Source organism: Nocardia sp. NPDC059764, from assembly GCF_042732555.1.
GTDB lineage: Bacteria > Actinomycetota > Actinomycetes > Mycobacteriales > Mycobacteriaceae > Nocardia.
Genome location: NZ_JBHWHH010000002.1, coordinates 60,226 through 86,055 on the forward strand (window position 1 = coordinate 60,226; position 25,830 = coordinate 86,055).

At 68.0% G+C, this 25,830-nt stretch carries 23 protein-coding genes; 12 read left to right on the forward strand and 11 right to left on the reverse strand.

Annotated elements, in window-relative coordinates; genetic code table 11:
• Positions 1–295: 295 nt before the first annotated feature.
• Genes ACFV4K_RS00900 through ACFV4K_RS00910 form a run of 3 tightly spaced genes read left to right on the forward strand, consistent with a single transcriptional unit; the run spans position 296 to position 1,998 of the window.
• Positions 296–1,207 (forward strand): helix-turn-helix domain-containing protein, encoded by a 912-nt coding sequence (locus ACFV4K_RS00900; protein WP_379270991.1) that lies wholly within the window; start codon positions 296–298, stop codon positions 1,205–1,207.
• 6 nt (positions 1,208–1,213) lie between these two features.
• On the forward strand, positions 1,214–1,438 hold the full coding sequence (locus ACFV4K_RS00905) for a DUF397 domain-containing protein (protein WP_379270993.1): 225 nt from the start codon (positions 1,214–1,216) through the stop codon (positions 1,436–1,438).
• Between the two features lie 50 nt (positions 1,439–1,488).
• On the forward strand, positions 1,489–1,998 hold the full coding sequence (locus tag ACFV4K_RS00910) for a hypothetical protein (protein ID WP_379270995.1): 510 nt from the start codon (positions 1,489–1,491) through the stop codon (positions 1,996–1,998).
• A gap of 23 nt (positions 1,999–2,021) precedes the next feature.
• Here ACFV4K_RS00910 and ACFV4K_RS00915 read toward each other — a convergent pair whose 3' ends face one another.
• Positions 2,022–2,180 carry a hypothetical protein gene (locus ACFV4K_RS00915; protein ID WP_379270996.1) on the reverse strand — a complete coding sequence of 53 codons (159 nt, stop codon included), beginning with the start codon at positions 2,178–2,180 and terminating at the stop codon, positions 2,022–2,024.
• A gap of 796 nt (positions 2,181–2,976) precedes the next feature.
• On the opposite strand from ACFV4K_RS00915, the gene ACFV4K_RS00920 reads away from it, so the two are divergent.
• Entirely contained in the window at positions 2,977–3,498 is a 522-nt protein-coding gene (locus ACFV4K_RS00920) for a DUF2199 domain-containing protein (RefSeq protein ID WP_379270998.1), read from the forward strand.
• 123 nt (positions 3,499–3,621) lie between these two features.
• Here the strand turns inward: ACFV4K_RS00920 and ACFV4K_RS00925 are convergent, their stop codons facing one another.
• The gene (locus tag ACFV4K_RS00925) at positions 3,622–5,133 is read right to left on the reverse strand and encodes a multicopper oxidase family protein (protein WP_379271000.1); all 1,512 of its coding nucleotides are present in this window, start codon (positions 5,131–5,133) and stop codon (positions 3,622–3,624) included.
• Between the two features lie 94 nt (positions 5,134–5,227).
• Positions 5,228–6,163, reverse strand: a complete 936-nt coding sequence (locus ACFV4K_RS00930; RefSeq protein ID WP_379271002.1) for a MerR family transcriptional regulator — start codon at positions 6,161–6,163, stop codon at positions 5,228–5,230.
• A gap of 107 nt (positions 6,164–6,270) precedes the next feature.
• On the opposite strand from ACFV4K_RS00930, the gene ACFV4K_RS00935 reads away from it, so the two are divergent.
• The 3 genes from ACFV4K_RS00935 to ACFV4K_RS00945 all read left to right on the forward strand — a co-directional run bounded on the left by ACFV4K_RS00935 (position 6,271) and on the right by ACFV4K_RS00945 (position 9,265).
• The gene (locus ACFV4K_RS00935) at positions 6,271–6,906 is read left to right on the forward strand and encodes a TetR/AcrR family transcriptional regulator (protein ID WP_379271004.1); all 636 of its coding nucleotides are present in this window, start codon (positions 6,271–6,273) and stop codon (positions 6,904–6,906) included.
• Positions 6,907–6,994: 88 nt separating this feature from the next.
• The gene (locus ACFV4K_RS00940) at positions 6,995–8,128 is read left to right on the forward strand and encodes a phosphotransferase family protein (RefSeq protein ID WP_379271006.1); all 1,134 of its coding nucleotides are present in this window, start codon (positions 6,995–6,997) and stop codon (positions 8,126–8,128) included.
• Positions 8,129–8,176: 48 nt separating this feature from the next.
• Positions 8,177–9,265, forward strand: a complete 1,089-nt coding sequence (locus ACFV4K_RS00945; protein ID WP_379271008.1) for a TIGR03857 family LLM class F420-dependent oxidoreductase — start codon at positions 8,177–8,179, stop codon at positions 9,263–9,265.
• 33 nt (positions 9,266–9,298) lie between these two features.
• Here the strand turns inward: ACFV4K_RS00945 and ACFV4K_RS00950 are convergent, their stop codons facing one another.
• Entirely contained in the window at positions 9,299–10,612 is a 1,314-nt protein-coding gene (locus tag ACFV4K_RS00950; RefSeq protein WP_379271010.1) for a family 1 glycosylhydrolase, read from the reverse strand.
• 125 nt (positions 10,613–10,737) lie between these two features.
• On the opposite strand from ACFV4K_RS00950, the gene ACFV4K_RS00955 reads away from it, so the two are divergent.
• On the forward strand, positions 10,738–12,060 hold the full coding sequence (locus ACFV4K_RS00955) for a DUF2252 domain-containing protein (protein ID WP_379271012.1): 1,323 nt from the start codon (positions 10,738–10,740) through the stop codon (positions 12,058–12,060).
• Here ACFV4K_RS00955 and ACFV4K_RS00960 read toward each other — a convergent pair.
• Positions 12,044–13,027 (reverse strand): zinc-binding alcohol dehydrogenase family protein, encoded by a 984-nt coding sequence (locus ACFV4K_RS00960; protein WP_379271014.1) that lies wholly within the window; start codon positions 13,025–13,027, stop codon positions 12,044–12,046. The two genes, ACFV4K_RS00955 and ACFV4K_RS00960, sit on opposite strands and share 17 nt — an antisense overlap.
• 241 nt (positions 13,028–13,268) lie before the next feature.
• Positions 13,269–15,749 (reverse strand): ATP-dependent helicase HrpB, encoded by a 2,481-nt coding sequence (gene hrpB, locus ACFV4K_RS00965; protein WP_379271016.1) that lies wholly within the window; start codon positions 15,747–15,749, stop codon positions 13,269–13,271.
• A 145-nt stretch (positions 15,750–15,894) separates the two neighbouring features.
• On the opposite strand from hrpB, the gene ACFV4K_RS00970 reads away from it, so the two are divergent.
• Positions 15,895–17,454, forward strand: coding sequence for a DUF4185 domain-containing protein (locus ACFV4K_RS00970; RefSeq protein WP_379271017.1), 1,560 nt, complete (start codon positions 15,895–15,897; stop codon positions 17,452–17,454).
• A gap of 154 nt (positions 17,455–17,608) precedes the next feature.
• Positions 17,609–18,688 (forward strand): HoxN/HupN/NixA family nickel/cobalt transporter, encoded by a 1,080-nt coding sequence (locus tag ACFV4K_RS00975; RefSeq protein ID WP_379271018.1) that lies wholly within the window; start codon positions 17,609–17,611, stop codon positions 18,686–18,688.
• 1 nt (position 18,689) lies between these two features.
• Here the strand turns inward: ACFV4K_RS00975 and ACFV4K_RS00980 are convergent, their stop codons facing one another.
• Positions 18,690–20,063 carry a cutinase family protein gene (locus ACFV4K_RS00980; protein WP_379271019.1) on the reverse strand — a complete coding sequence of 458 codons (1,374 nt, stop codon included), beginning with the start codon at positions 20,061–20,063 and terminating at the stop codon, positions 18,690–18,692.
• A gap of 267 nt (positions 20,064–20,330) precedes the next feature.
• Between ACFV4K_RS00980 and ACFV4K_RS00985 the strand changes: the two genes are divergently transcribed.
• On the forward strand, positions 20,331–20,885 hold the full coding sequence (locus ACFV4K_RS00985; RefSeq protein WP_379271021.1) for a DUF1772 domain-containing protein: 555 nt from the start codon (positions 20,331–20,333) through the stop codon (positions 20,883–20,885).
• A gap of 197 nt (positions 20,886–21,082) precedes the next feature.
• On the opposite strand, the gene ACFV4K_RS00990 is transcribed toward ACFV4K_RS00985, so the two are convergent.
• The 3 genes from ACFV4K_RS00990 to ACFV4K_RS01000 are packed head-to-tail and all read right to left on the reverse strand — an operon-like array spanning position 21,083 to position 22,093.
• Positions 21,083–21,253: a methyltransferase domain-containing protein gene (locus ACFV4K_RS00990; RefSeq protein WP_379271023.1), complete on the reverse strand. Its 171-nt coding sequence runs from the start codon at positions 21,251–21,253 to the stop codon at positions 21,083–21,085.
• 23 nt (positions 21,254–21,276) lie between these two features.
• Positions 21,277–21,519 (reverse strand): class I SAM-dependent methyltransferase, encoded by a 243-nt coding sequence (locus tag ACFV4K_RS00995; RefSeq protein ID WP_379271024.1) that lies wholly within the window; start codon positions 21,517–21,519, stop codon positions 21,277–21,279.
• Between the two features lies 1 nt (position 21,520).
• Complete coding sequence (locus tag ACFV4K_RS01000; protein ID WP_379271026.1) at positions 21,521–22,093, reverse strand: TetR/AcrR family transcriptional regulator; 573 nt, start codon at positions 22,091–22,093, stop codon at positions 21,521–21,523.
• A 164-nt stretch (positions 22,094–22,257) separates the two neighbouring features.
• Here ACFV4K_RS01000 and ACFV4K_RS01005 point away from each other — a divergent pair, with 164 nt between their 5' ends.
• Entirely contained in the window at positions 22,258–22,656 is a 399-nt protein-coding gene (locus ACFV4K_RS01005) for a DUF6463 family protein (RefSeq protein WP_379271027.1), read from the forward strand.
• Positions 22,657–23,078: 422 nt separating this feature from the next.
• On the opposite strand, the gene ACFV4K_RS01010 is transcribed toward ACFV4K_RS01005, so the two are convergent.
• Positions 23,079–25,700 carry a cation-translocating P-type ATPase gene (locus ACFV4K_RS01010; RefSeq protein ID WP_379271029.1) on the reverse strand — a complete coding sequence of 874 codons (2,622 nt, stop codon included), beginning with the start codon at positions 25,698–25,700 and terminating at the stop codon, positions 23,079–23,081.
• Between the last annotated feature and the right edge of the window lie 130 nt (positions 25,701–25,830).

Genomic DNA, 25,830 nt, shown 5'->3' on the forward strand with positions numbered 1-25,830 from the left:
CCTCCACCTCCGAGCAGCGCGAGCCGAAGAAACCGGGCACCACCACCCCGATGACCCTCGCGATAGAAGCCCCAAACCGACCACGCGATGACGCCGAGGCAGAGTCCGAGGATCGACAACAACGCCCATGTGTCCCAGTGCATTACGACACCTCCCAGAGTTGATTCGGTCGATGTCACAAGCACACCTCCGCCACCAGGAGTTGGCATTGCCATTGCGGCAGAACCGCGAAACCCCTCCGAAAGCCCAGGATCATTGCCAAAATGGCCTGACATCGTTGCCAACGCTCGTGAGCATGGGGGTGGACGTCGTGGCAGAGACCAGCCAACAACCGACATCGGTGGCACGTAAGCAAATCGGCATGCGGCTACGCGAGGCGCGGCAGCAGGCGAACCTGGACCTGGCGGACGTCGCGAACGCCATGGGGCCCGGTTGGAGCACCAGCAAGGTCGGTCGCATCGAGCGCGGCGAGTCAGGCCGGATCAGCCTTCCGGAAGCCGACGCGCTCGCCGAGATCCTCGAGATGGACGCGGACACCCACGCGAACGTGGTCGCCTTGATCAAGCAAGCCGCATCGAAGTCCTGGTGGTACGAGTACCGCGATGTGATCCAGGGCGGATTCCGCATCTACGCCGACATGGAAGCGTGCGCCCTCCGATTGACCATGTACCACAACAACATCGTGCCCGGACTCCTCCAAACCACGGACTACGCACGCGCACTGGATCGCGTCTACTTCGCAAGCGAACCCGACGCCACCCTCGATCGCCGCCTCCGGCTCAAATTGGAGCGCCAGACGTTCATTACCCGGAAGACCAAGCCGATCGTCGTCGATGCGGTCCTGCACGAATCGGCCATCCACACCCAGGTGGGCAACACCGCCGTGATGGAAGGCCAACTCGCGCACCTCGTGGAGATGAGCAAACGCCCCAACATCACACTCCGAGTGCTCCCCTTCACCGCAGGACATCCGCTGGGAACAGCGACAGGCTCGTTCACGATCATCGACATGAAACCCATGGCGGGCACCGAGACCCATCCGGTCGTCTACTTCGACTCTCTGGTCGGCGCAGCCTGCCTCGAGGATCCCGACGAAGTCGAAACCCACCGATCCGCAATAGTTTCCATCCACCACGCCGCCCTGGATGAAGTCAGCACCCGCACCCGGCTTCGCCAGATAGCCAAGAACACCAGTAGAAAGGCCTAGCCACCTATGCACAACCTATCCGGCACCGACCCCCGCCTCCGCGACGCCAATTTCCGCAAGAGCACCCGAAGCGGCAACGGTCCCGACTGCGTTGAAGTCGCCTTCCTCCCCGACGGCGACATCGCAGTCCGACACTCCCAGTCCCCCAACGGCCACGTCCTCATCTACAGCCCGAGCGAGTGGAACGCCTTCACCATCGGCGTCAAAGACGGCGAGTTCGACCGCCCGTAAGCTGCCGCCGACTCAGGCCACCAGGCCGGTCACCACTTGGGAGAGGCTCAATGATCATCTTCGAGTTCTCGCGCCATGAAGACGATCCCGACGAACTGGGGCCGACCGGGTTCGACTTCGGCGACATGGAAGTCGTCGGCGATCTGGGTGATGCCTCGTCCAGAGACGACGGCGCCGGGTCCATGATGATCTTCGTATCTGTCTCGATGTTGCTCGACGAGCTGAGCTCGCTGATCGACCGGAGACGTGGCGGATTCGACTACCTGGGAATGTCCTCGGGTTTCCGGCTCAACTTCACACTCATGAAACGGAGGATGCGCGTTCGCGCTCGCCGCGTCGAGATCACCGACACGGACGCCACGCAGGTCCTGGACGCTGTCTGGCAAGCCGTCACCGAGTTCGCCACCCAACAGCTGCCACTACTCGCCCCGGACGACATCGGGCGAACCGACTTGGAGTACTCCATGGCGAAGTACTCACGGGCCCTCCAGCGGTACGCAGAAGCCGAGCCGAACCCCAAAGCGCGCAGAGCATCCGCTCATGTCAAGTTCCGGACCTGACCAGCAGCCCTGAACCTACTCGCCTAGGTCTGCTCGTCGAGCAGAGCGGCGACGAGAGCGCCGCCGAGAAGCCCGGCGGCGGTCGCCATCGACCAGGCCTTGTTCGTCAGTGTCGGCGGTAACTCGCTGCGGTTGCGCGCGATTGCGGCGAGCTCGACAACTTCGATCGCGGTGCCGATCACGAACCAGTGGCGAATGGGCTTGCCGGTCGCCAGGGCCCAGAGTCCACCGACCCCGAGAACCGCGTCGCGGACTGCGAAGGCGGGACGTAGCACTGTCGCGGAACCGGTCCCGGTCGGGCCTACCCAGGTGTCCGCGACGGAAGGGCTCGCGAGAGCGCCGATTCCGATCGCGGTTCGGGTTGCCGCGTGTGACCACGCGGTGGCCCGGACCAGCGGCTGCACTCGCTGTCGAAGATTTCGGTTGCTGTTGATTGTCACTCCCCAGGACGGACGCAGTATCTACTACTGATCGCAGTACGCCACCGCGTCCACCGCTATCGCTCAGCAGAAGGGCAAGAAATAGCGACAGCCACAACCCATCTCGGGATGATCTACCACTCCATATGGCCGACGCCGTGCGCACCGCCGAAGCCCCCGAGCCCGCGCCGCGACGGCCTGCGGCGCGTCGCCCGGGAATTCCTCACCGACGCCCGGCCCCGGCCCCGCGACGTAGCGCTGCCACCCGCGAACGCATGGCCGTGGCCAAGTCTGCTCAACTCGCGGCCCTGCGCGCGAAACATGCCACCAAGGGCCATGAGTTCAACGATCACGAGCCGTCTGCGACTGCCTGACGAGACTCCTTCGACATACGACCGTGTCGCAGCCGCACGGCACATCCGCGGCGCACTCACATCCCGCAAACCGCGCTGACCGAACCGGCCAGCGTGGGGTGCCCGCGGCCGGAACCTGCTGCGGTGCAGAACGTCCGCACATACCGAAGACCATCCGCTTTGTCTGCGTCAGTACGCTTCCGTACATGAAAGCCGGCTCCACCTTTATCTGCTCCCACTGTGCCGAACCGCACGACGGCCCCCCGCTCAGCTACGGCACCTCGGCCCCCGCGTACTGGAATGCCGAAGTCGCGGATCAGCCCGGCAGCGTGCTCGGCGAAGAACAATGCGTGATCGCGGGATCACACTTCTTCATACGAGCACGGGTCGTCATCCCGGTCACCAACCTCGATGCCGAATTCGACTGGGGTGTTTGGGTATCGGTCAGCGAGGCCAGCTTCGAGCGGATGACGACTCTGTGGAACAGACCCGAAAGAGTCGAGGAGCCACCGTACTTCGGATGGTTGTCCACAATCCTGCCCCTGTACGAACCGACCACCGTGAACCTGAAGACCAAGCTGCATACCCAGCCCATCGGCGACCGACCACTCGTGGAGCTGGAACCCACCGATCATCCGTTGGCCGTCGAGCAGCGAACCGGGATCACCTCGGCCCGGGTGCAATCGATCGCCGAACAAATCCTGCACACGAACCCACCTGCAAGCTGAGCCTTGACCACGACCCGAAACAACCGCGACCGAATGCGCGCTATTGCCGAATTTGAGTATGTGCAGGGTCTCGGGCGGGACTGTCGGAGGCGAAGATCTCTGTGCGGGGATTCGGACCCGCTGTCAGTGTCCGCTGTGCTGAGGTGTTCCGGGCTGTTGTCCCGGGTCCACGACCACGAACTGGCCCATCATTCCCAGGTCCTCGTGCCAGAGCAGGTGGCAGTGGAACATGTACGGGGCGTTGGGATCTGCGGGGCCGTCGAAGCGGACCAGCAGTTCGACGGTGGAGCCCGGGGCTACGAAGACGGTGTCCTTCGGGCCGCGTAGGGATTCGGGCGGTTGGCTGCCGTTGACCTTGGCTACCGCGAATTGGGTGTCGTGGATGTGGAAGTTGTGCGGGGTGCCGTCGCCGTTGTGGACGATCCAGGTCTCGGTGGTGCCGCGCGTGACGGTGGCGTCGATGCGGCTCATGTCCATTGCCTTGCCGTTGATCTTGCCGAATTCCAGCTCGAAGGACCGCTCCCCCACCGAGTCCGCGGCCTTCGGCGTCTGCGGGATGACGAGGTGGTCGGGCAGGGGCGGCGCCGGTCGGAGGGTGGCGGCGGCTCGTAGTTCGAGGATGTCGAAGCGGTCGTCGCCGCCGCTGAATCGGTTGGTGAACATGTCGAGTCCGGCGTCGAGGCGGTCGCTGCGCAGGGTCACTCGTTCGCCGGGCTTCATGCGGACCACGATTTCCGCGCGCTCGCCCGGGGACAGCTGCACGTGCTTCAGCGGGGCGGGGCGCTCGAGCAGCCCGCCGTCGGTGCCGATGAGCGCGAAGTCGCGGCCGTCGGAGAGGCCGAAGTTGTAGATGCGCGCGGGGGACGCGTTGACCAGGCGCAGTCGCACCAGTTCGTCGCTCACCTCGCGGTACGGCGCGAGGGTTCCGTTCACCAGTACCTCATTGCCCTGGAATCCGGCGTCGCGGAACGCGCCGTGCCCGAAATCGAAGCGCCCGTTGCGGAATCGGACGTCCTGAACTATCACCGGGAGATCGTCGACGCCGTAGGTGTGGGGCAGCGCGAGCGCGTCGCTGGCATCGTCGTCGAGCAGGAACATCCCTGCCAGACCACGGCTGACGTGAGTTTCGGTGGTGCCGTGCGGGTGCGGGTGGTACCAGAGGGTGGCCGCGGGCTGCTCGACCGTCCACTCCGGCTTCCACTCCGCACCCGGTTCGACCATCTGATGCGGTCCCCCGTCCATCGCGGCGGGCACGTGCATGCCGTGCCAGTGGACGGTCGACGCTTCCGGCAGGGCATTGCGGACCCGCACCCGAACCTGCTCGCCGCGGCGCGCACGCAGGGTCGGTCCGAGATGGTTCCCGTTGAACCCCCAGGTATCGATTGCCTGTCCGGGCCGGAATTCCGTACTGCCGGACCGCATGTCGAGCTCGAACTCCCGCGCACCGTCGGCCGCCACGGTCGACCGCGCGAGCGGCGGGATGGCCAGCGGACGCACGAAATCCACCTTCCCCACGGTGGATACCTCGGCCGAGGTGTACACCCAGGCCGTCGCACCGCTGAGCCCGACGAGCACCACCAGCACCGCCACGCCCAGCCGGACCAACACTCGCCGTATCCGAGACCTGTCACTCATGCCTCGAACGCTAGGGAAGACCCGCCGTTCCCCGGATCCGGCGGATCCCCCAAATCGCTCCCTGATTCACCCGGGGGCATCCCCGGTGGATCCCCTAGGCCGGGTGGGCGCGGAGAGCGGCGGCGAACCAGCCGAACACCGGACCCATGTCGGGCAGTTCCGGCCAGCCGTTGATGGCCGACACCAGCCGCCAATAGCGTTCCACCCGTGCGTCATCGGCCACTTCGAGCCGTTCCAGGATCCAGCGGCGCAGTCGCGCGTCGTCGGGTCTTCCGAAGGTGTCGGCGTAGCGTGCGGTGAGTCCGTCGACCACCGCGGCGGCAGCCTCGGAATCAGTGCTCACTCCGTCGGCGAGAGCCTTGCCGACATCGGCGCGGACGGCTTCGGTCAGGTCGTGGTGCAGGCCTGTGGTGTCGCCTTCGGCGCGTTCGCGGGCCTGGTACTCGGCCATGGCCCGGACCGATTCCCGGAAGTCGTTGTCCCGCACCAGTTCCACGAGTTCCATCCACGCCGTGATCTGCGCGACGGTCGGATCGTCCGGCAGTTCGGGCATGCTGGTGCGCACCAGCTCCACCATGGCGGGATTGGCGTCCACGCCGCCGTACGCGGCGTCGATGAAGTCGTCGATCAGGCGGCGGCGTTCGGCCTCGGACAGGCGCATCAGATTGTGCATGAGTTCCATTTCCTCTCGGTGGGAGCCCCGCTCGGCCACGGCTCGCAGCACCGCGCGCCGCATCCGCAGGATCCGGATCTGCACGTCGAGCGCGTCGGCGTGGGCCGCGGCGACCGCGCTCAGCGAGGTCTCGCGGGCCAGCACCCGCGCCACGGTGGGCAGGTCGATGCCCAACTCACGCAGGGTGCGGACCAGTTCCAGGCGGGTGGCGGCCTCGGCGTCGTAGAGCCGGTAGCCGGTCGGGCTGTGATCGGTCGGCGGCACGATCCCCTTGTCGGAGTAGAACCGGATCGTCTTGACCGTCAAGCCGGTCCGTTCGGCCAGAGCCCCGATCGTGAAGAGCGTGTCGTCGTCCATGCCCCAACCTTCCTGTCTCCCCCGGATGGAGACTCAAGTCCTCCAGCTATCGTCGGACCGATAATCGGAGATTCCGAGATTTCGGGACATGCGAAACGGAAGCGGCGATGACCGAGACGAGTTCGACAATGCAATCCGCGGCCGGAACTCGCCTCAACCGGAAGGGGCGGGAGACCAGGCAGCGGCTGCTCGAGGTGGCCATCGGCTGTCTCGCGACGGGGTCCGGGGAACCGCTGTCGGCGAATCGGGTCGCCAAGGAGGCCGGGGTCAGCTGGGGGACGCTGAAGCATCAGTTCGGCGATATCGACGGACTGTGGGCGGCCGTGCTCGCCGAATTGACCGATCGCACCGGGGCGAACAGTCCCGAGAGCTGGCCGCAGGTGACCGGCACGATCCGCGAACGGGTGTGGGAGATGGTCGATGCCATGTGGACCATCCTGGGCACGGCCGAGGGACGGGCGGTCGAGACGCTGCGGGCCGGACTGCCGAACGGCCAGGAAGAACGGCTCGAGGACTTCCCGCTGACCACCGCGGCGATGGCCGGGTACGAGGACGCCTGGCTCCGGGCCTTCGAGTACTTCCTCGCGGACCTGCCGCTCGACGCGGACAAACTGCATCGCGTCCAGGCGCTGATCCCGATGGCCATGCGCGGCATCAATAACGAGCGCCGGCTGTCCTCCCCCGCCGAACTGACCGAAGCCCGCCACTGCCTGGTCGACTCCATAGCGGCTTACCTGCAATAACCCACATTCTTTGAGAACCCTCGTTGACAATTGCGATGGGGAGGTCCACTGTTACCTCCAGCCTTCGCAATCCAGTCAGGAGTGACTCATGTCTCCGTCTCCCGATGATCAGGGCATGCGCCTGCAGCGCAGCAGCCGTGACACCGCCGCCCTGATTCCGCGCCTCACCGAATGGCTGGCCACGCAGCTGCCCGACGACGCGAATCCGGAGCTCACGCTGGGGTCCGGCATCGACAGCAACGGCATGTCCGCGGAGACGCTCACCCTCACGTTGCGCTGGCACGAAGCCGGGGCGGAGCAGGTCAACGACCTGATCGCCCGGGTCGTGCCCGCCCCCGGCGATTTCCCGGTCTACGAGCACTACAACCTGCGCGACCAGTTCGACGTCATGCGCATCGTGGCCGAGGCGAGCGACGTCCGCGTCCCCCTGGTGCGGTTCCTCGAGCCGACCGGCGAGGTGCTGGGCACGCCGTTCCTGCTGATGGATCGGGTCGAGGGCCTGGTGCCGCCCGATGTCATGCCCTACACGTTCGGCAACAACTGGCTCTTCGACGCCGACCCGGCACAGCAGCGCAGCGTGCAGGAAAGCACCGTCGAGGCGCTCGCGAAGATCCATGCGATCCCGGACGCGGCAACCACTTTCGCGTTCCTCGATCCGCGGCAGCCCGGCGCCAGCCTGCTCGAGCGGAACCTGAATCGCGCTCGGGCGTGGTACGAGTTCGCGGCCCGCGATATCGGCCCGTCACCGCTGGTGGAGCGAATCCTGAAGTGGCTCACGGACAATCTCCCGGAGTCGTCGTCGTACGAGACCGTGCTCTCGTGGGGTGACGCGCGGCTGGGCAACTGCATGTACCGGGACTTCGCGCCGGTCGCGGTGCTCGACTGGGAGATGGCGACGATCGGACCGCGCGAACTCGACGTCGCCTGGATAACTTTCGGGCACCGCGTCTTTCACGCGATCGCCGAGAACTTCGGATTCCCCGGCATGCCGGACTTCATGCGCGTGGAGGACGTGCGCGCGAGCTACGCCCGGCATTCGGGCGTCGAGCTCGCCGACCTCACCTGGTACACGATGTTCGCCGCCCTCAACTACGCCGTCGTCTTCCTGCGCGCGGGCGGCCGGCAGATCCATTTCGGCGAGATGGAGCGCCCCGAGGACATCGAGGTGCTGCTCCACCACCGGGCGATCGTCGAGGAACTGCTCACCGAGCTCGGCGCCTGACACTCCGGCGTCACCATTCTCGAAACCTATTAGGAAAGTACAACTCTCGTGACCGACCAACTGAACGAACTGGCCTACTACTGCATCACCCGGCACCCCGCCGACGCCCGCGTCCTGCTGCCCGAGGCCCGCGACGCGGAGCGACTCGGACTCGGCTCCTGCATGATCGGCGAGCGGATGACGGTCAAGGACTCCGCGGTCCTGTCCGGCGGCCTCGCCGGATGCACCACCGACCTCGGAATCGCCGCTGCGGCGACCAATCACCACACCCGGCACCCCATGGTGACGGCGACCATCGGGTCGACCATGCGGGCGCTGACCGAGGGCCGCTACGCCATGGCCTTCGGGCGCGGCATGGCGGCGAACTGGAAGGCCATCGGGCTGCCCGCCGTCACCGAAGCGCGGTTGCGGGACTTCGTCGGCATCCTGCGTCGTCTCTGGGACGGCGAGACGATCGTGAATCACGATGGGCCCGCGGGCAAATGGCCCGTGCTGTACCACCAGAACGGACTCGACGAAGCGCCCCCGATCGGCTTCGTCGCGGTCGGCCCGAAGACCATGGAACTCGCCGGTGAGATCGGTGACTTCGTCGTCCTGCACACCTTCTTCTCCGACGAGGCCACCGCGAACTCGGTCGCGGCGGTGCGGCGGGGCGCGGAGCGGGCGGGTAAGGACCCCGATAGCGTCCGCATCTGGTCCTGCCTGGCGACCGCGAGCGACGCGCTCACCCCCGAGGACCAGCTGCGGCGGCGGACCGGTCGCCTGGTGACCTATCTGCAGGCGTACGCGGACATCCTGATCAGCGCCAATGGCTGGGATCCGCAGGTGTGGGAGCGTATTCGCAGCACGCAGCTGTTCCAGGACGCCGCGGCGGCGGGCCCCATCGACGCGTCTGCCTCGGTCGACGTGCTGGAGCAGCTGGACGCGCTCATCCCGGACGAGTGGCTGGCCTCGGCCGCCTACGGCACGCCGGAGCAGTGCGTCCGGAAGATTTCCCGCGAGTACGACCTCGGCTGCCACTCGGTGATCATGCACGGGGCCAGCCCGCACGAGCTGGAATCGGTGGTGGACGCCTACCGCGCCGACCGCCCCACCCTGCGCCGGGCCGTGGCCGCCAACCCCGGAAAGTTCGCCTGAGACAGGGGTTCTCGCTGTGCCTCGAACCGATGATCAGCCATCGGCTCGGGGTGCGGCGACCGGGGTGGCGCAACTGGCGGGTGGATCGATCAAACGACAGTCGGCGACCGGACGCAGGGGCAGGTAGTCGGCGGGGACGCCGTCGTGCGCGATGATGGCGCGGTAGGTGGCGACGGCGCCCGTGGGGATTCTGCTCAGGGTCGGATCGGTGCGCACGTTCACCGTGTAGAGCCCGAATCTTGGTGTGTAGGAACTCCATTCGTAGTTGTCGGTCAGGCTCCAGTAGTTGTAGCCGATGAGGTTCACGCCTTCGGACTTCGCACGCTGGAGCCAGTAGACGGTGTCGCGGAGGTGATCCGAACGGGTGTAGCCGTCCGCACGGGGTCGGGCGTTCTCGGTGGGCATGCCGTTCTCGACGATCCACAGCGGCTTGCCGGGGAAGCGCTGTGAATAGTGCTGCAGCGCAAAGTAGATGCCCTCGGGACGGACGGGCAGATCCCACATGCCCGAGGGTGCGTTCGCGGCGCCGAGGTCCGGCGGTTCGTAGCCGAAGTAGTAGTCGACGCCGATGAAGTCGAGCCGGTCGCCGATACGGTCCATCAGGGGTCCGTTGACCTGCGACTCCGCCCCGGCGACATAGCCGACATTGCTGGTCACCAACGCGTTCGGCTGGACCTGGTGGATGTAGTCGTAGATGGCGTCGTGCGCCCGCGCCACGCCGTCGAGCATCTGATCGGCGTCGGTTCCGTTCTGGCGGACCTCGTGCATGATGTAGGCGACCGGCTCGTTGACGGTCACCCACACCGGATTGCGGGCGGCGTAACGGTCGACCACCTTGCGCATGTTGGTGAGCCAGTCCGAGACCATGCCGGGATCGCGCCAGCCGCCGCGGTCGGCCGCCCAGCCGGGGTACACCCAGTGGTCCAGCGTCAACATCGGGCGCATACCAGCGGCGACGATGGTTCCGATCACGTCGTCGTAGTAGGCGAAGGCAGACGAATCCCACACTCCCGGTTGGGGTTCCAGCCGGGCCCATTCGATCCCGATACGGAAGACCTTGACGCCGAGACCCTTGGCCAGGGCGATGTCGGACCGGTAGCGGGTGCGGAAATCGACGGAACCGCCGAGGCGATCCCAGCCCGGATTCGCGTCGATATAGCGCGTCCAATTGCTGTCGGGTGACTGTCCCTCGGATTGGAACCCGGACGCCGCCACTCCCCAGAGGAAATCATCGCCCAGCACACCGGCGCGTTCCTCCGACGCGGTACCGGACACACCGGGGACCAGGAGTAGTGCGGCGGCCGTGACGAGGGCGGACGCGACGAGACAACGAAATCGAGTGCGCATGAGCACTTCCCCGGGACCAGTACTCGAAATGAGTGAATGCGGCTACTTACTCCTGGATAGCTGGGAATTGTTTCGAGCGAGCAGCGGGTCGATAGTGGTTTGGCACAATCCATTAGAGTCAGCGCATGTCGAGATCGAAGGCGGGGCGGGCGGTGCGCAAGCGGGTGCCGCGGCGGTCGCTGGGTGAGTGGAAAGCCGCGGTGGATCGGCCGGATCCGGTGGCGGTACTGGAGCGGCAGGCCGCCACGCGACTGCCCGAACTGATCGGAATCCGGTACGAGCGGATGGCGGCCGGACGGCTCCCGTTCTTCCGGGGCGCGCCCGCCATCATGGCGGTGGACCTGGCCAGCGGCGCGAACACCGGCCTGCACGTCCAGTTGTGCGGCGATGCGCACCTGTCCAACTTCGGGCTGTTCGCCTCGCCGGAACGGTCACTCGTGTTCGACGTCAACGACTTCGACGAGACGCTGCCCGGGCCCTTCGAATGGGATGTGAAGCGGCTCGCGGCCAGCGTGGCGGTGGCGGCACGGGCCAATGGCAGCGACGACGAGGAGGCGGGCGAGGCCGCGGTCTCGGCGGCGCGGGCCTATCGCGAGGCCATGAACCGGCTGGCCGAGCTCGGCGAGACCGACGTCTGGTACGAGATGGTCGACGCCGACAAGGTCGCCGCCCTGATGCGGCCCAAACATCGCAAGCTGACCGCCAAGGTGATCAGCCGGGCGCGGACGCGCACCAGCCTGCACGCACTGGACAAGCTCACCGAACTCGGGCCCGACGGCGCGCCGCGTATCAAGGCCGACCCGCCCTTGCTGCTGCCTGTGCCGAAAAATGCACAGCAGCAACTACTTTCGGTGCTGGCGGACTACCGGGACACGTTGCCCGAGGAGCGCCGCGTCCTGCTGGACCGCTACGAACTGCGCGATATCGCCATGAAGGTCGTTGGCGTGGGCAGCGTCGGCACCCGCTGCTACATCGCGCTACTGACCGGACGCAATACCGGCGACCCGCTGTTCCTCCAGGTGAAGCAGGCCGAGCCCTCGGTGCTGTCAGCGCACCTGAGCCACAGCCAGTTCCTCCATCAGGGCCACCGCGTCGTGCACGGACAGCGGCTCTCCCAATCAGCCGGTGACATCTTCCTCGGCTGGGCCACCGGCCCAGACGGACGCTTCTACTACTGGCGACAACTGCGAGATATGAAGGGCTCCTTGAGCATCGACGACATGTCTCCCGCGCAGCTGCGCGAGTACGCCGCCCTGTGCGGCCACACCCTGGCCCGCGGGCACGCCCGGTCCGGGGACCGGGCGGCCATCGCGGCCTACCTGGGCGGCAAGGACACCTTCGACCGGGCGATGGGCGAATTCGCGTTGGCCTACGCCGACCAGACCGACGCCGACCACGAATCCCTGCTCGCGGCAATCGAATCCGGCCGGATCACAGCTGGGAGTTGACCGCCAGGACCAGCTTGCCCGTCGAGGAGCGGCCCGCCATCAGCCGGTGCGCGTCGGCCGCCTCGGCGAGCGGGAACTCGGCGGTGATCGGCAGCCGCACCTTGCCGGAGGTGGCCAGATCGAAGGCGTGAGAGGAGATCTCGCGCAATACATCCGGGGCGGACGCGCTCAGGCCCATGATGGAGAAACCGGCCACCGAACGGCCCTGCGGGAACAGTTCGGGGGCACCGACCTGCCACGGGGCCTCGCCGCCGGCATTGCCGAAGGAGACCAGGCGACCGAAGCGGGCCAGCGACTCCACGGTGCGGCGGAAGGTGTCGCCGCCGATCGACTCCAATGCCAGGTCCACCCCACGGCCACCGGTGGCGGCGCGGACGTCGGCGTCGAAGGATTCGCTCGAGAACGCGTCGTCATAACCGTATTCGCGCGCGTACTCGGCCTTGGCCGGGCTGGAGACCACGCCGTACACCGCGCCGGCACCCGCCAGCTTGGCGATCTGCGCGGCCACCGTGCCGACGCCACCGGCGGCGGCCTGCACCAGCACCGTCTCACCCGGCTGCAATCGGCCGACCGTGTGCAGCAGGGCGTAACCGGTCGGCAGCACCGTGGGAAGCGTTGCGGCAGTGCGCAGATCGACATCATCGGGCACCGGGAAGACCGTCGCCGCGGAGACGACGACGACCTCGGCATACGCGCCGCCGTCCGAGATCGCCGCCACCGCCTGCCCCACACTCAGCCCCTCGACGCCGGCGCCGACCGACCGCACCCGCCCGGACAGCTCCAGTCCCGGCACATACGGCAAGGCCGGAACCCGATACCCGACCGAACGGGCCTGCAAGTCAGCGAAATTCACCCCGACATACGCCACCTCGATGGACACCTCCCCCGCGCCCGGCTCCGGTACTTCCAGCTCCACCGACCGCAGCACCTCGGGCCCGCCGTACTCGTCGAATCGAATCGCGCGCATACCGCCACACTCCCTCTCCGCCTGTTCACCAGACGCGTCGCCACATCGTCCGAACCCGGACGCACGAGTGCAGCATGCGCGACGAGCCGACTATTCCGCGGGCCGCGCGGGTGTCCCATGTCGGCCACAGGTCAGGTTCGGCGCTACGGACTCTCCTCATGTCGAGGCCGTAGCGCTTGTGACCGTAGGGGTCTCGGAATCACGAAGGTCCCAGCGGAGGCGGAGGTGCCTCCGGCCCTGGCTAGCCGTGCCGGTTGGCGTTGCGGGCGGTGCCGCGATGGGCGACAACGGTGGTGGGGTCCTCGGGCCAGGCATGCTTCGGGTAGCGGCCGCGCAGGTCGGCGCGGACCTGGAGCCAGCCGGTGCGCCAGAAGGACGGCAGGTCGGCGGTGACCGCCACCGGGCGTTGAGCCGGGGAGAGCAGGTGCAGGACAGGCGAAACGCGGCCGTCGGCGAGGCGTGGGGTTTCGGTCCAGCCGAAGATCTCCTGGACCTTGACGGCGAGGACCGGCGGGTCGGTGGAGTAGTCGAGGCGGACATTGCTGCCGGAGGGGACCTCCAGGCGTTCGGGGGCGAGTTCGTCGAGCCGGGCGGCCTCGGGCCAGGGCAGTAGGCGGCGGAGGGCTTGACCGGCATCCACGCGCTCGAGGTCGGAGCGGCGTCGGGCGGTGGAAAGTTCTGGGGCTAGCCAGGTTTCGGCGTCGGCGAGCAGCGTGTCGTCATTGACGGCGGGCCACGGCGCGCCCAGGGTGCGGTGCAGGAAGTCCAGGCGCTGCCGCAGGCTGCGGGCATCATCGGTCCAGCGCAGAAGGTCGAGGCCGGTGGCGCGCAATCCCCGTAGCAATGCCGCCGAGACCAAGTCAGCGTTCGGATCTCGCAGGGACTGTTCGGACAATACGATCGCGCCCAAGCGGCGCACCCGGCGAGCCACGAGGTCGCCATCGACCCAGTCCACTTCGTCCACTGTGGTGAGCAAGTTGGCGGCAGCCTGGCGGGCCAATTCCTCATCCGCCGTGGCCGCCAACCGGATTCGCCCCTCGGATTGGCCCGGATCGCGCCCGGCCACAGCGATCGCCAACCATTCGGCATCGCCCAATCCGCTCCCGGGTGGCAAGGTCACCGCGGTCCCACCCGCCATCAGATAGCTGGCCGATCCGGATGCGCGGCGACGCGCGAGCCGTTCCGGATATGCCAGTGCCGCAACGAGAGCCGGATCATCGCCCCCTGCGCCAGGCGTGGAGCCCCGGCCACTGTCGACGTCGTCGCTGACGAGGCGCGCCAGGCGCTGCGCCTCTTTCTGCCAGCGGGCCGGGCGGTCGCTTCGGAGGGTGCGCAGGGCGGCGACCAGATCCACGCCGGGGGCCAGCGAGTCGTCGTCGAGCAGGGCCACTACCTCGGCGGCCGCGCGGGCTCCGACCACGCTCGCGCCGTCGAGAAGGGCTCGGGCCAATCGGGGGTGGAGGCCGACCGCTGCCATGCGGCGGCCTCGATCCGTCACCGCGCCATGGTCGTCCACGGCGTCGAGGGCTCGCAGGACCGCGCGACCCGCCGCGAGGCCGCCCGCCGGGGGCGCGTCCCACCAGGCCAGGCCCTGGCCGTCGACGGTGCCCCAGCAGGCCAGTTCGAGCGCCAGCCGGGTCAGGTCGGCGGTGCGAATCTCCGGTTCGGGGTAGGCGGGGAGGGTGGTGTGCTCGTAGTCGGGCCAGCAGCGCCAGGCGTGGCCGGGGCCTTCTCGGCCCGCGCGGCCCGCGCGCTGTTCGGCGACGGCGGCCGAAACACGGACGGTGGCGAGGCCCGACAGGCCGCGGCGGTGGTCGATGCGCGGGACGCGGGCCAGTCCGGAGTCGACCACGGTGCGGACCCCGGGGACGGTGAGGCTGGATTCGGCGACCGCGGTGGACAGGACGACTCGGCGGCGGGAGCCCGGGCTCAGGGCGGAATCCTGTGCGGCGGCGGGCAGTCTGCCGTGCAAGGGGACGACGTCGACGTCGGGCAGGTCGGAGAGCAGGGCGGCGGTGCGGCGGATCTCGCCCGCGCCGGGGAGGAAGACCAGGACGTCGCCCGGGCTGCCGGTGAGGGCCAGGCGGGTCGTGCGGGCCACCTGCTGCTCGATGCGTTCGCGGGGCAACGGTGGCACGTAATCGAATTCGACGGGGTAGGTGCGGCCGTGCACCTCCAGCACAGGGGCGGACGGTTCCGACTCGCCGCCCAGCAGGGTCGAAAGGCGGTCCGCCGCAACGGTCGCGGAGGTGGCGAGCACGCGCAGGTCGGGGCGGAGTCCGGCGCGGGCGTCGAGGAGCAGGGCCAGCAGCAGGTCCGCGTCCAGGTGGCGTTCGTGGCATTCGTCGAGGACGACCACGGCGACTCCGGCGAGTTCGGGGTCGTTCTGCAAGCGCCGCACCAACAGTCCCGAGGTCACCACCTCGATGCGGGTGCGGGATCCCACCTTGCGGTCGCCGCGCACCGAGTACCCGGCGGTCTCCCCGACCCGCTCCCCCAGCAACGCGGCCATGCGCGCGGCGGCGGCGCGCGCGGCCAGCCGCCGCGGCTCCGCCACCACGACACGCCCGGAGGTGGCGGCGGCCAGGGCCAGCGGGACCAGCGTCGTCTTACCGGTGCCCGGCGGGGCGACCAGGACGGCGGTGCCGTGCTCGGCCAGCGTGTCGGTGATCTCCCCGAGCGCGGCGCGCACGGGGAGGTCGGGGAGATCGGGCAGTTTCATTACCGTTCAGTCTGCCGCGTGCGCCGGATCGCGCCGCGACCACCTCACACGCGACGGATCTCGCCACCGGTTCACGGTGGTTCACCCCGCGACAAGATCGGTCTAAGGTGGTCGGGTCGATCGCGAACGAGGAGCCGCCTACCCCATGGGAATTCGATCCCGCCGTCGCTCGAACCCTGCCGAAATCCCTGCGGCGCTGTCGCTATCGGCCCCTGCGGCGCTGTCGCTATCGGCCGTGGTCACGCTGGGCGCGATGCTGCTGCCCGCGACCCCCGCCGCCGCCGCGCCGCGACCGTGGGCGCCCGCTCCCGTGAACAGCTGCGGAGAAACGGGATTCGACCCGGTCAACCGGCAGGCCGACCCGAGCGGATCGACCTCGCAGCCGCCGCAGACCATCAAGGTGCCCATCCCGGTGCCGCAGATCGTGACGGTCAGCCAGTACGCGCAGAAGCCGGACGCCACTCGGGTGGACGTCGCGCTGCCCACGGACCCGTGCGCCAGCCCGTGCCCGGACGTCCGCGACACCGTGGCCCCGACCCCGGCCCCGCCGGGCGGCGGCAGCGCGTCGCTGCCGCAGATCGAGATCGCCCCCGATCCCGAACCCATCCCGATCATGGTGCCCGGCGGTGAACCGCCCGAACCGCAGCCCGCGCCCACCCCGGCCGTCCAGCCGTCGGTGCCCGCACCCGCGGCCGCCGCGGTGGCCGCGCCGCAAGTGGATTCGGTGGAACTGGTCAATCAGGTGACCGGGCGCGGGTCGGTCAACCGCACCGACACCCGCTGGTCGGTCGACGGCACCGACCTCGGGCTGATGTGGGAGAGCAAGCCCGGCCAGGTCGCGGTCGTCTTCGGCGACACCTTCGGCAAGGGCTGGAAGCCCGGCGGCGCCGGCACCGACACGCAGGACTGGCGCAGCAATGTGATCGCCTACAGCAGCACCCGCGATCTGTCGCAGGGCCTGGTCCTCGACGACTTCGTGCAGAACACCCGCTGCCACGCCACCGAGATCCTCGACAGCCGCAAGGTCAAGAACTACGAGACCACCACGATTCCGACCTCCGGCTTCGCGGTCGGCGATCGCCAGTACCTGACCTACATGTCGGTCAATCGCTGGTCCAAGATCCCCGGCATGTGGTGGACCAACCTCGGCGGCATCGCCTGGTCCGACGACCACGGCCGCACCTGGACCAAATCCCAATGGGCGCGCTGGGACAACCTGTTCGGCGCCGGGCGCTTCCAGGTCGCGACGATGGTGCCGCACGGCGACTACGTCTATATGTTCGGCACTCCCAACGGCCGGCTCGGCACCATCGGGCTCGCCCGGGTGCCCGCGGATCAGGTGCTCAACAAGTCCGCGTACCAGTACTGGTTCAAGGACGCCTGGATTGCCGCCGACGGCGCCAACGAACTGCTCGCCACGCCCCTGATCTCCGGCACGGCCAGTGAGCTGTCAGTCCAGTTCGACGCCGAGTCGAACCTCTGGCGGCTGGTGTATCTCGACACCGTGCGCGGGCAGATCGTCTTGCGCACCGCCGCCGATCCCCAGGGCACGTGGACCGAACCGGTCGCGCTGATCAACACCGAGGACTACCCGACCGCCTACGGCGGGTTCATCCACCCCTGGTCCACCGCCAAGGACCTGTATTTCACGATCTCCACGTGGAACAGCTACAACGTCTACCTCATGCACGCGAAACTTAAGTAGCGCAGTTGTTTTGTGTCCGGGCCCACCCCGCGCGGGCCCGGACTGATCGAATCTATGCGCGATCACATCGTGGTGCGGGTGGTCGATCACGCCGGTCGGGGAACTTTCGACGCCATCGGGCACCATGAGTGGTCGTGGAGAGGTGCGTGGATCGATGCGGGTGACTCGGCAGGAATGGGTGCGGCTCGGGGCGATGGCCGGGATCATCGTGGCGCTGCACATCGTGGGATGGGTGACGCTGGTGGTGCTGGTCGCGCCGCAGCAGCTGAGCGTCGGGGACCGGACGCTCGGCATCGGGGTCGGGCTGACCGCGTACACGCTGGGGTTGCGGCACGCGTTCGACGCCGACCATATCGCCGCCATCGACAACACCACGCGCAAGCTCATGGGCGAGGGGAAGCGGCCGCTGTCGGTGGGATTCTTCTTCTCGCTGGGGCATTCGTCGGTGGTGTTCGGGCTGGCGCTGCTGCTGTCGCTCGGGGTCAAGGCGATCGCGGGACCGGTGGAGGACGACTCCTCGTCGCTGCACCGCTATACCGGGCTGATCGGCACCACGGTGTCGGGGACCTTCCTCTACGTCATCGCGCTGCTGAACATCGTTGTGCTGGTCGGCATTCTGCGGGTGTTCCGGCGGATGCGGAGCGGGGACTTCGACGAGGCCGAGCTGGAAGCCCAGCTGGCGCAACGCGGTCTGGTGAATCGGCTACTCGGGCCGATCATGAAATCGGTGACCAGGCCGTGGCAGATGTACCCGATCGGGCTGCTGTTCGGGCTCGGATTCGACACCGCCACCGAGGTCGCGCTGCTGGTGCTGGCCGGGACCAGCGCGGCGGCGGGACTGCCCTGGTACGCCATCCTGTGCCTGCCGGTGCTGTTCGCGGCCGGCATGAGCCTGCTCGACACCATCGACGGGACGTTCATGAACTTCGCCTACGGGTGGGCGTTCGCGAATCCGGTGCGCAAGATCTACTACAACCTGACCATCACGTCGCTGTCGATCGCGGTCGCGCTCATCATCGGCACGATCGAACTGCTCGGTCTGCTGGCCGAGGAGTTCGGCTGGACCGGCGGGCCGTGGGACACGATCAGCGGGCTCGACCTGAACCTCATCGGATTCCTGATCGTCGGACTGTTCGTCGTCACCTGGGCCGCCGCCCTGCTCACGTGGCGGTACGGCCGGATCGAGGAGAAGTGGGCGGCCGGATTGCAGCCTCGGACCGAGACTCTCGACTGAGTTACGAAACCGCCTGGGAGCCCAGGTAATCCAGCAGCAGCTCGGTGTCGTCGCCGTAGTCGACGTGGGCCTTGGAGGCGTAGAAGTTGGCCAGGTCGACGCCCTGGCGCGTCATCTCCAGCAGATTGTTGAGGCTGTCCGGATCGCCCAGGCTGATCAGGGTGCGGGCGGACGCGCGCAGGTCACTGCGGATGGCTGAGGTGAAGGGGCCGACCACCGAACCCGCCAGATCCAGGCCCGCCGGGGTGAGGTTCACCAGTTCCGCCGCGGCGGCCAGCGCGTTGTCGCGGGCGAGGGCATCGGCGGCGCGGAACAGGCTCTCCTCCACACGGCCCACATTGGCGGCGATCCGCACGATGTCGATCTGGGTCAGCGCGTCGGCCAGGACACTCGCCGCGGCGGTCCAACCGGTGGGGTCGACACCGCCCGCCGCCCGGATCACCGAGGCGACCAGCGGCAGGTCCACCCCGGCGGCGGCCTGGACGAGCGGGGCCAGGGCGGCATTCAGGTCACTCGCGATCTGATGCGCGGCAGGGATATTGCCCGCCTCGATCAGGCCCTGCAGACCCGTGAGCTTGGTGAGGATGGCGGGGATGTTCGACGCGGTCGCCGACCAGCCCGCGCCCACCTTGATCGCCTGCGCGAAGATCGGGCCGGGATCGGTGCCCGGCGGTATCACCGACGCGATGGCATCGGGGTTACCGACCACCACCTGGCCGAGCGCCGAAAGGAACGGGGACGCCACGGCATTGAGCGAGCAGTACAGGTCGCCGTCGGCGCACATGGTGCGCACCCGGTCGGTCAGCGCGCCGAAATCCTGGGTCCGGATGCCGGCGATGCCGTGGCCCGGCTGCGGAGTCCCCAGCGGGAGAGCGGTTCTCGGGTCGCGGTGCGGGTCCGCCACCAGGCCGACGCCCACCACCCGGTCGGGGGTGATCGGGCCCTCGCCATTGCCGATCTCGGTGGCGAAATCGCCGACGCCGTCCGCGCCCTGGCTGTATCCGGCGAGCATGACGCGTGTCTTCGCGCACAGGCCGCTCACCATCTCACGTAGTCGGGCTTCGAGGGTGCCCAGCGACTGGGCGTAGGTCAGCCCCTGGTCGAAAGCGCTTGCGGCATAGGGGGCGTAGAGGACGGTGATATCGGATCCGAACTGCCGTTGCAGGCCGTCGCCGATCGGCCGGAGCAGGCCGACGGGGACGGTCGGATCGGCGTCGGGGTGGGTCTCCCAGGTGCCCGGCGCGAGAATCGCGGTGTAGCGAGTGCACGGCTCCGCGGTAGGCGTATCCGCCCGCGCCATGCCGATACCCGGGGTCCCGACGGTGACGGCCGCGGTGACCAAGATCGCCGCGCACGAGGTCGCCAGCCTGCTCATCGTTCCGATTCCTCTGCCGCCGAAGGGGTCCCGTTCCCGCGCTGCGAAGGACAGATCCGCAGCACAGTCATAGCTAATTCTCGCCGCTCGGCAGCGATTTCGCAGGGTTTTCAGACACATCGGCGTTTCAGTTGATTGGCAATTTCCGCCATGCCGGATTGCTATCAATCAAGCGGGCTAATCCGACCATGCACGAATCGCCGTTGATCGAATCCCCGGATCGACCGACGCTGAGTCGAACTCGAATCCGAACTGGAGTGAAACGACATGCAGCACAGCACATTACTGGCCGACGAAGTCCTCGACCCGCCGCACGCGCCCCCGACGTTCGGGGTCATCTCGCTGATCGCCGCGACGGCGACGACCGGGCTGCTGGCGGGCGTGTTCTACGCCTACGCCTGCTCGGTGATGATCGGCCTGGGCAAGTTCGACGACAAGACGTACGTCGAGGTGATGAACAAGATCAATGTGGTGATCGTGAATCCGGTGTTCATGCTCAGCTTCCTCGGCTCGCTGGGCTTCTCGGTGCTGGCCGGGGTGTTCTATCTCCGCGCGGACCTGCGCTCGGTGCTGACCTGGGTCGCCGTCGCCGCCGCGCTCAACCTGCTGAGCCTGATCATCACCTCGGGCTTCAACGTCCCCCTGAACGACAACCTGGCCACCGCCACCGACGCCGCGCCCGGCCTCGCCGATTACGCCGCCCTGCGCAAGGACTTCGAAACCCCCTGGCTGACATGGAACATCGTCCGCGCCCTGGCCAATACCGGGGCCCTCACCGCTCTCGCCTGGGCACTGGTCCAACACGGTCGCCTGACCAGGTGAAACCGGCTCCACCAGGCGATCAGCGCCTGATTGGGATCTCGTTGGTGGGCGGCGCGACCGTTGGGCCACTCCGCTCACACACCGAGCGATCATCTCGACAAGAACCTCACCCGAGTCGGCGTCTCCGTCATTACAAGGACAACCGCCAGCACTGGACGGCGACCTTCGCCAGCTGACCCGAGCGGCGCGGGAGCTGTTCAACGCGCCTTGGCGGCGCGCAGCACCACTTCGAGGTCTTCGACATTGCGCAACAGGTAGCCCTCGGTGATGGCGTCGAACGACTCGTCGCCGAAGGGCAGGTGGGCGGCGTCGGCCTGCCGCCACCGGATGGCGTCGGCCCCCGGCTTGGTCCTGGCGTGCGCCAGCATCCGCTCGGAGAAGTCGGCACCGGTTACGGTGACGGTGGGGTGGGGTGGATACGAGCCGCCTCCAGCGCGATCACGCCGGTACCGGTCGCGAGATCCAGCAGGTCCCCGCCCGCGGGTGGCGCCGCGCACTCGGCGACCTCACGACACCACCGGCGATGACGGCCGAGGGTCATGATGAAGTTCATCCGATCGTAGTACCCGGCGATCTTCTGGAAGATTCCGTGCACCTCAACGCTTTTGCCGTGCGGCATGCTGTCGGTCGTCATCTCACAAACCCTCCGACGGCTTCGGGCGGTTCAGGATCAGATCACCGGCGCGGGCGATGACCTCTTCGCGGGTACGGCCGAAATGGTCGGCGGCGAGGAAATGGCTGCCGATGGCCGCGCAGAAGGCGAGCAGGCTGCGGGCCTCGACCTCGTCGGGGTCCGAGCAGACAGTGCCGATCGCGTCACGAAGGAGGTCCATGCGCCGGTTGTCCACTCGGCGTAGGCGTTCGGCCACACCCGCGTCGCGGCGGGCCCAGTCGCGAATGGCCAGATCGACCGGGAGCAACCGGTCACTGGAGAACGTGAGCCGACCCGCCAGCCGAGCCTTGTCGAGCGCATTGCCGTCGGCCCGCTCGACCTCGTCGAGGACATCGTCGACCGCCTCCCGCTCCCAGGTGTCGAGCATTGCCGTCAGCAGTGCGTCGCGATCGGCGAAGTAGCCGTAGAACCCGCCCTTGGTCACTCCGAGCGCCTTGGCCAGCGCCTCGACGCGCACGGCATCGACGCCGCCGGCCTCCAGCGCCCCCAGCCCCGCGTCGATCCACTTCTCGCGCGGTGTGCGCAACGCGCCCATGCCGTGATTCACCTCACCTCGATGTTGTACGGAACCGTATAACGGATCTAACCTCGCATTATACGCAACCGTATAACAGCAGAGGACAGTGCCATGCCCAACCGACTCCCCCACTCCGCACACGCGACTTCCGCAAAGCCCTCGCACCGAATCGAGGTGGTCCGGTGATCGCGTGGGCAGGTCGGCTCATCGTCTTCTTCGGAGCCGCCCACACCATCCTGGCCCTGACCCTGGAAGGCGCCGCGCGATACGCCGGCGACTGGTTCAGCGGCGCGCTGTGGCACGACGACCTCTCCGCGATGAGCCCCGCGAACAGCGCACTATGGCTGTCGTTGGACAGCTTCGGGATTCCGCTCGTCATGGTCGGACTGACCGTACTGTGGCTGGACCGACGCGACCTCACCCCACCACCGTTCTTCGCCTGGATGCTCGGGGCATGGACCGTGCTGGGTGCGTTGATCATGCCACTCACGCCATGGCCGATCATGGCGATCGCCACCGGCCTGCTGGTGGCCGGGGCCAGACGTGCCGTCCCCGCTCCAGAAACAGCGAAAACCGTGTAGTAACCACTGCGAGAGAGGGTTCGAGGACAAATCGAACCCCTCCGTCAGGTTGCTCATTCAGGCGGTCGGCGCCCGCCCGACATCGTTGCCATGAGCCCGGCGGCCCAGCACGCCGGACAACCACGCAAGGCGATCACGCCGACCGCGGCGGGCAACAGACCCACCGGCCCAACGAAGGGCGTCGCCACCAAAGCCCCTATAAGGCTTCCGAATCCGATCGCACCGCGAAGCAGATGGCCGGTCAGCGATGCGCTCGCAAGGCTCCGATCGGACGTCATTGCCGTTCTCCTTCCGCCATTTCAGGACATCCACAAGAGGCGCCCGACCCGCAGAAGGATTCAGCCGATACCTCTGCTCGGATCAGTATTGCTCGGCCGAGTGCGATACTCCTTGGGCTGGTTCGGTGTCAGACCCTGACACCGTCAGGCGGGCGGCACCCGCGTCGTGACGGTCGGCCCGGCGTGGAGGATGCGGTCGAGCCGCACCGCGATGTAGCCGAGAGCGGACACGCACCCCACGACCAGCAGGTCGGTCACTGTCGGTGCTCGCGTGCCGAGCAACTCCTGCAGGAAGGGCACGTACAGCGCTGCGGCCTGGAGAGCCAAGGCAACGGTGACGGCGACCAGCAGCATGGGGTTCGCCCAGGAGCGGGGGCGGGCGCGAGAGCCGAGGGCCGCGCCGAGTTGTGTTGCGCCCAAGGTGAAGAAGGCCAAGCTCTGCCAGGGACGGCCGGTGTGGTCCGCCCAGACCGCCACCGCGAGGGTGACGCCGGTCAGCACGACGGCGATGCGCAGCACCCGCTGCCACAGCCCGCCACCGAGGATGCTCTGCGCCGGTGGTCGAGGAGCCAGGTGCATGAGGTCCGCGGCGCCGGGCTCGCCGCCGAGAGCTACGCCCGGTAGTCCATGGGTGAGCAGGTTGATCCAGAGGATCTGAGCCGGCAGCAGCGGCAGCGTCAGGCCGAGGAAGGGAGCGAGCAGCATGACCGCGATCTCGGCCGTGCCGCCGGCCAGCCCGTAGACCAGGAACCGGCGGATATTGGCATAGATTCGCCGACCCTCCTCCACAGCCGCGACGACGGTACCGAGATCGTCGTCCGCGAGGACGAGATCGGCTGCCTGACGGGCGACTTCGGTACCTCGACGGCCCATCGCCACACCGATGTCGGCGCTGCGCAGGGCGGGCGCGTCGTTGACCCCGTCACCGGTCATCGCCACAACCTGCCCCGCACTGCGCAGGGTCCGGATGATGTCGAGTTTCTGGGCCGGAGTGGCGCGGGCATACACCGCCGCATCCGGTAGATCCCGCCCGGATTGAGCCCGGCAGTCGACGACCGTGTCATCGGCCCGCGAGATACCGACAGCGGTCGCGATCGCGCGCGCGGTGCCGACATGATCCCCGGTAACGAGAACCGTGCGGATTCCGGCGCGCCGACAGGCGGCAATGGTGTCGGCAGCGGCGGGGCGGGACGGGTCCACGATGGCGATGAGACCGAGCAGACCGAGTCCCCGCTCGGGGTCCGCACCGGCCCGCGGGCACCGGTCCAGATCGGCCTGCGCTATCGCCAGCACCCGGAATCCGTTGTGCGCCAACTGATCCGCCCGCCCAATCGCTCGCCCCAACGATACCGGGCCGTCGGCCAGAACTGCGGGGTCCAGTATGGATTCCGGCGCGCCTTTGCAGATGATCCGATACCGTCCGCTGGGAAGCCGATGGACGGTGCTCATCCGTTTCCGATCGCTGTCGAACGGTCTCTCGCCGACCCGCCGGTAGCGCACGTTCAAATCGTCTCGGTGCAGGCCGAGTTTCGCAGCCGCCGCCAACAGCGCCGCCTCGGTCGGATCCCCGAGCGCCGTCCACTCGGCTTCGGCGCCATCGGCTTTCGCAACGGCCGCGGGCGGGGACAGCCGTGCGTCGTTGCACAGCGCCGCCGCCGTCAGCAACTCGGTGAGTGCCGGCAGGTCGGATGTCCCGAGTACGCGGTCCGCCACCCGGATTTCACCGTTCGGGCCGTAACCCGCGCCGGTGACGTCGGCCTCCACCGTGGGAGTCCACAGCTGCCGCACGACCATATGGCCCTCGGTGAGAGTGCCGGTTTTGTCGGTGACCAGTACCGTGACCGCACCGAGTGTCTCGACGGCGGGAAGCCTGCGGATCAGCGCATGTCGCTCGGCCATGCGCCGGGCTCCCAGTGCCATGCTCAGTGTGACCACCGCGGGCAGCGATTCCGGGACAGCGGCGACGGCGAGGCTGATCGCGGTGACGACCATCAGTTCCACCGGTTGCCCGCGGATCAAGCCCAGCGCGAGCACGATCACGCACAACACCACCGTCACCGCCGCCAGCCACCGGCCGATACCGATCAACTTGCGCTGCAGCAGCGTCAAACCACTGCCGTGCTCCATGAGCCGTGCAATGCGGCCGGTCGCACTCGCCACGCCGATCGCTCCCACGACGGCGAGTCCCCGCCCTTTGACGACGACGGTGCCCGCCCACAGCTGGTTGTCACCGGCCGCGCTCTTGTCCACCGGCACCGACTCGCCGGTCAGCGCCGACTCATCGACCATCAGTGCCGCAGCCTCGGTCACCGTCGCGTCGGCGGCGACGATATCGCCCTCGGCCAGCACCAGCACATCACCGACCACGACCTGCGCCGCCGGAATCTCTCGTTGTCTCCCATCCCGAGTCACCCGCGCTGTCGGCGCGGTCAGCCGCGACAATGCCGAAATCGCATGTTCGGCACGGACTTCCTGTCCCACACCCACAGCCGTGTTGACGACCACCACGAGCAGGATCACCGACATGTCGGTCCAGTCGGCGGTGGCCGCGGTCAGAGCCGACGCCGCCAGCAGAACCAGGATCAGCGGATCGCGCAGCTGCACCGCCACCCGCCGCCACCACCGCACCGGCACCGGTTGCGGCAGCACATTGGCACCATCACGGGCCAGTAGGAGAGCGGCCTCGCCCGACGTCAGCCCGGACGAGGCCTCGGCAAATTCGGTTCGACAGTCGTGCATCTCGCTGCCCGCGACCTGATCCCGCACACTTCAACCGTCCCCGATGACGGCGACGCCCGATGCGCCCAGAGGTCACCAAAACGGGAGTCGTTATGCCTGTGTGCAGGCTTCCCGCCGCGGCGGAACGAGCGCGGTGCGATCCAGGACGGTATGACGG

Excerpts from the sequence above, each read along its gene's own strand:
- ACFV4K_RS00955 (WP_379271012.1), top strand. The coding sequence starts at position 10,738 with ATGTCGAGATCGAAGGCGGGGCGGGCGGTGCGCAAGCGGGTGCCGCGG.
- ACFV4K_RS00900 (WP_379270991.1), top strand. The coding sequence starts at position 296 with ATGGGGGTGGACGTCGTGGCAGAGACCAGCCAACAACCGACATCGGTG.
- ACFV4K_RS00980 (WP_379271019.1), bottom strand. The coding sequence starts at position 20,063 with ATGAGCAGGCTGGCGACCTCGTGCGCGGCGATCTTGGTCACCGCGGCC.
- ACFV4K_RS01000 (WP_379271026.1), bottom strand. The coding sequence starts at position 22,093 with ATGGGCGCGTTGCGCACACCGCGCGAGAAGTGGATCGACGCGGGGCTG.
- ACFV4K_RS00920 (WP_379270998.1), top strand. The coding sequence starts at position 2,977 with ATGAAAGCCGGCTCCACCTTTATCTGCTCCCACTGTGCCGAACCGCAC.
- ACFV4K_RS00970 (WP_379271017.1), top strand. The coding sequence starts at position 15,895 with ATGGGAATTCGATCCCGCCGTCGCTCGAACCCTGCCGAAATCCCTGCG.
- ACFV4K_RS00995 (WP_379271024.1), bottom strand. The coding sequence starts at position 21,519 with ATGACGACCGACAGCATGCCGCACGGCAAAAGCGTTGAGGTGCACGGA.
- ACFV4K_RS00925 (WP_379271000.1), bottom strand. The coding sequence starts at position 5,133 with ATGAGTGACAGGTCTCGGATACGGCGAGTGTTGGTCCGGCTGGGCGTG.
- ACFV4K_RS00985 (WP_379271021.1), top strand. The coding sequence starts at position 20,331 with ATGCAGCACAGCACATTACTGGCCGACGAAGTCCTCGACCCGCCGCAC.
- ACFV4K_RS00935 (WP_379271004.1), top strand. The coding sequence starts at position 6,271 with ATGACCGAGACGAGTTCGACAATGCAATCCGCGGCCGGAACTCGCCTC.
- ACFV4K_RS00975 (WP_379271018.1), top strand. The coding sequence starts at position 17,609 with ATGCGGGTGACTCGGCAGGAATGGGTGCGGCTCGGGGCGATGGCCGGG.
- ACFV4K_RS00990 (WP_379271023.1), bottom strand. The coding sequence starts at position 21,253 with ATGCTGGCGCACGCCAGGACCAAGCCGGGGGCCGACGCCATCCGGTGG.
- ACFV4K_RS00910 (WP_379270995.1), top strand. The coding sequence starts at position 1,489 with ATGATCATCTTCGAGTTCTCGCGCCATGAAGACGATCCCGACGAACTG.
- hrpB (WP_379271016.1), bottom strand. The coding sequence starts at position 15,749 with ATGAAACTGCCCGATCTCCCCGACCTCCCCGTGCGCGCCGCGCTCGGG.
- ACFV4K_RS00930 (WP_379271002.1), bottom strand. The coding sequence starts at position 6,163 with ATGGACGACGACACGCTCTTCACGATCGGGGCTCTGGCCGAACGGACC.
- ACFV4K_RS00940 (WP_379271006.1), top strand. The coding sequence starts at position 6,995 with ATGTCTCCGTCTCCCGATGATCAGGGCATGCGCCTGCAGCGCAGCAGC.
- ACFV4K_RS00950 (WP_379271010.1), bottom strand. The coding sequence starts at position 10,612 with ATGCGCACTCGATTTCGTTGTCTCGTCGCGTCCGCCCTCGTCACGGCC.
- ACFV4K_RS00960 (WP_379271014.1), bottom strand. The coding sequence starts at position 13,027 with ATGCGCGCGATTCGATTCGACGAGTACGGCGGGCCCGAGGTGCTGCGG.
- ACFV4K_RS00905 (WP_379270993.1), top strand. The coding sequence starts at position 1,214 with ATGCACAACCTATCCGGCACCGACCCCCGCCTCCGCGACGCCAATTTC.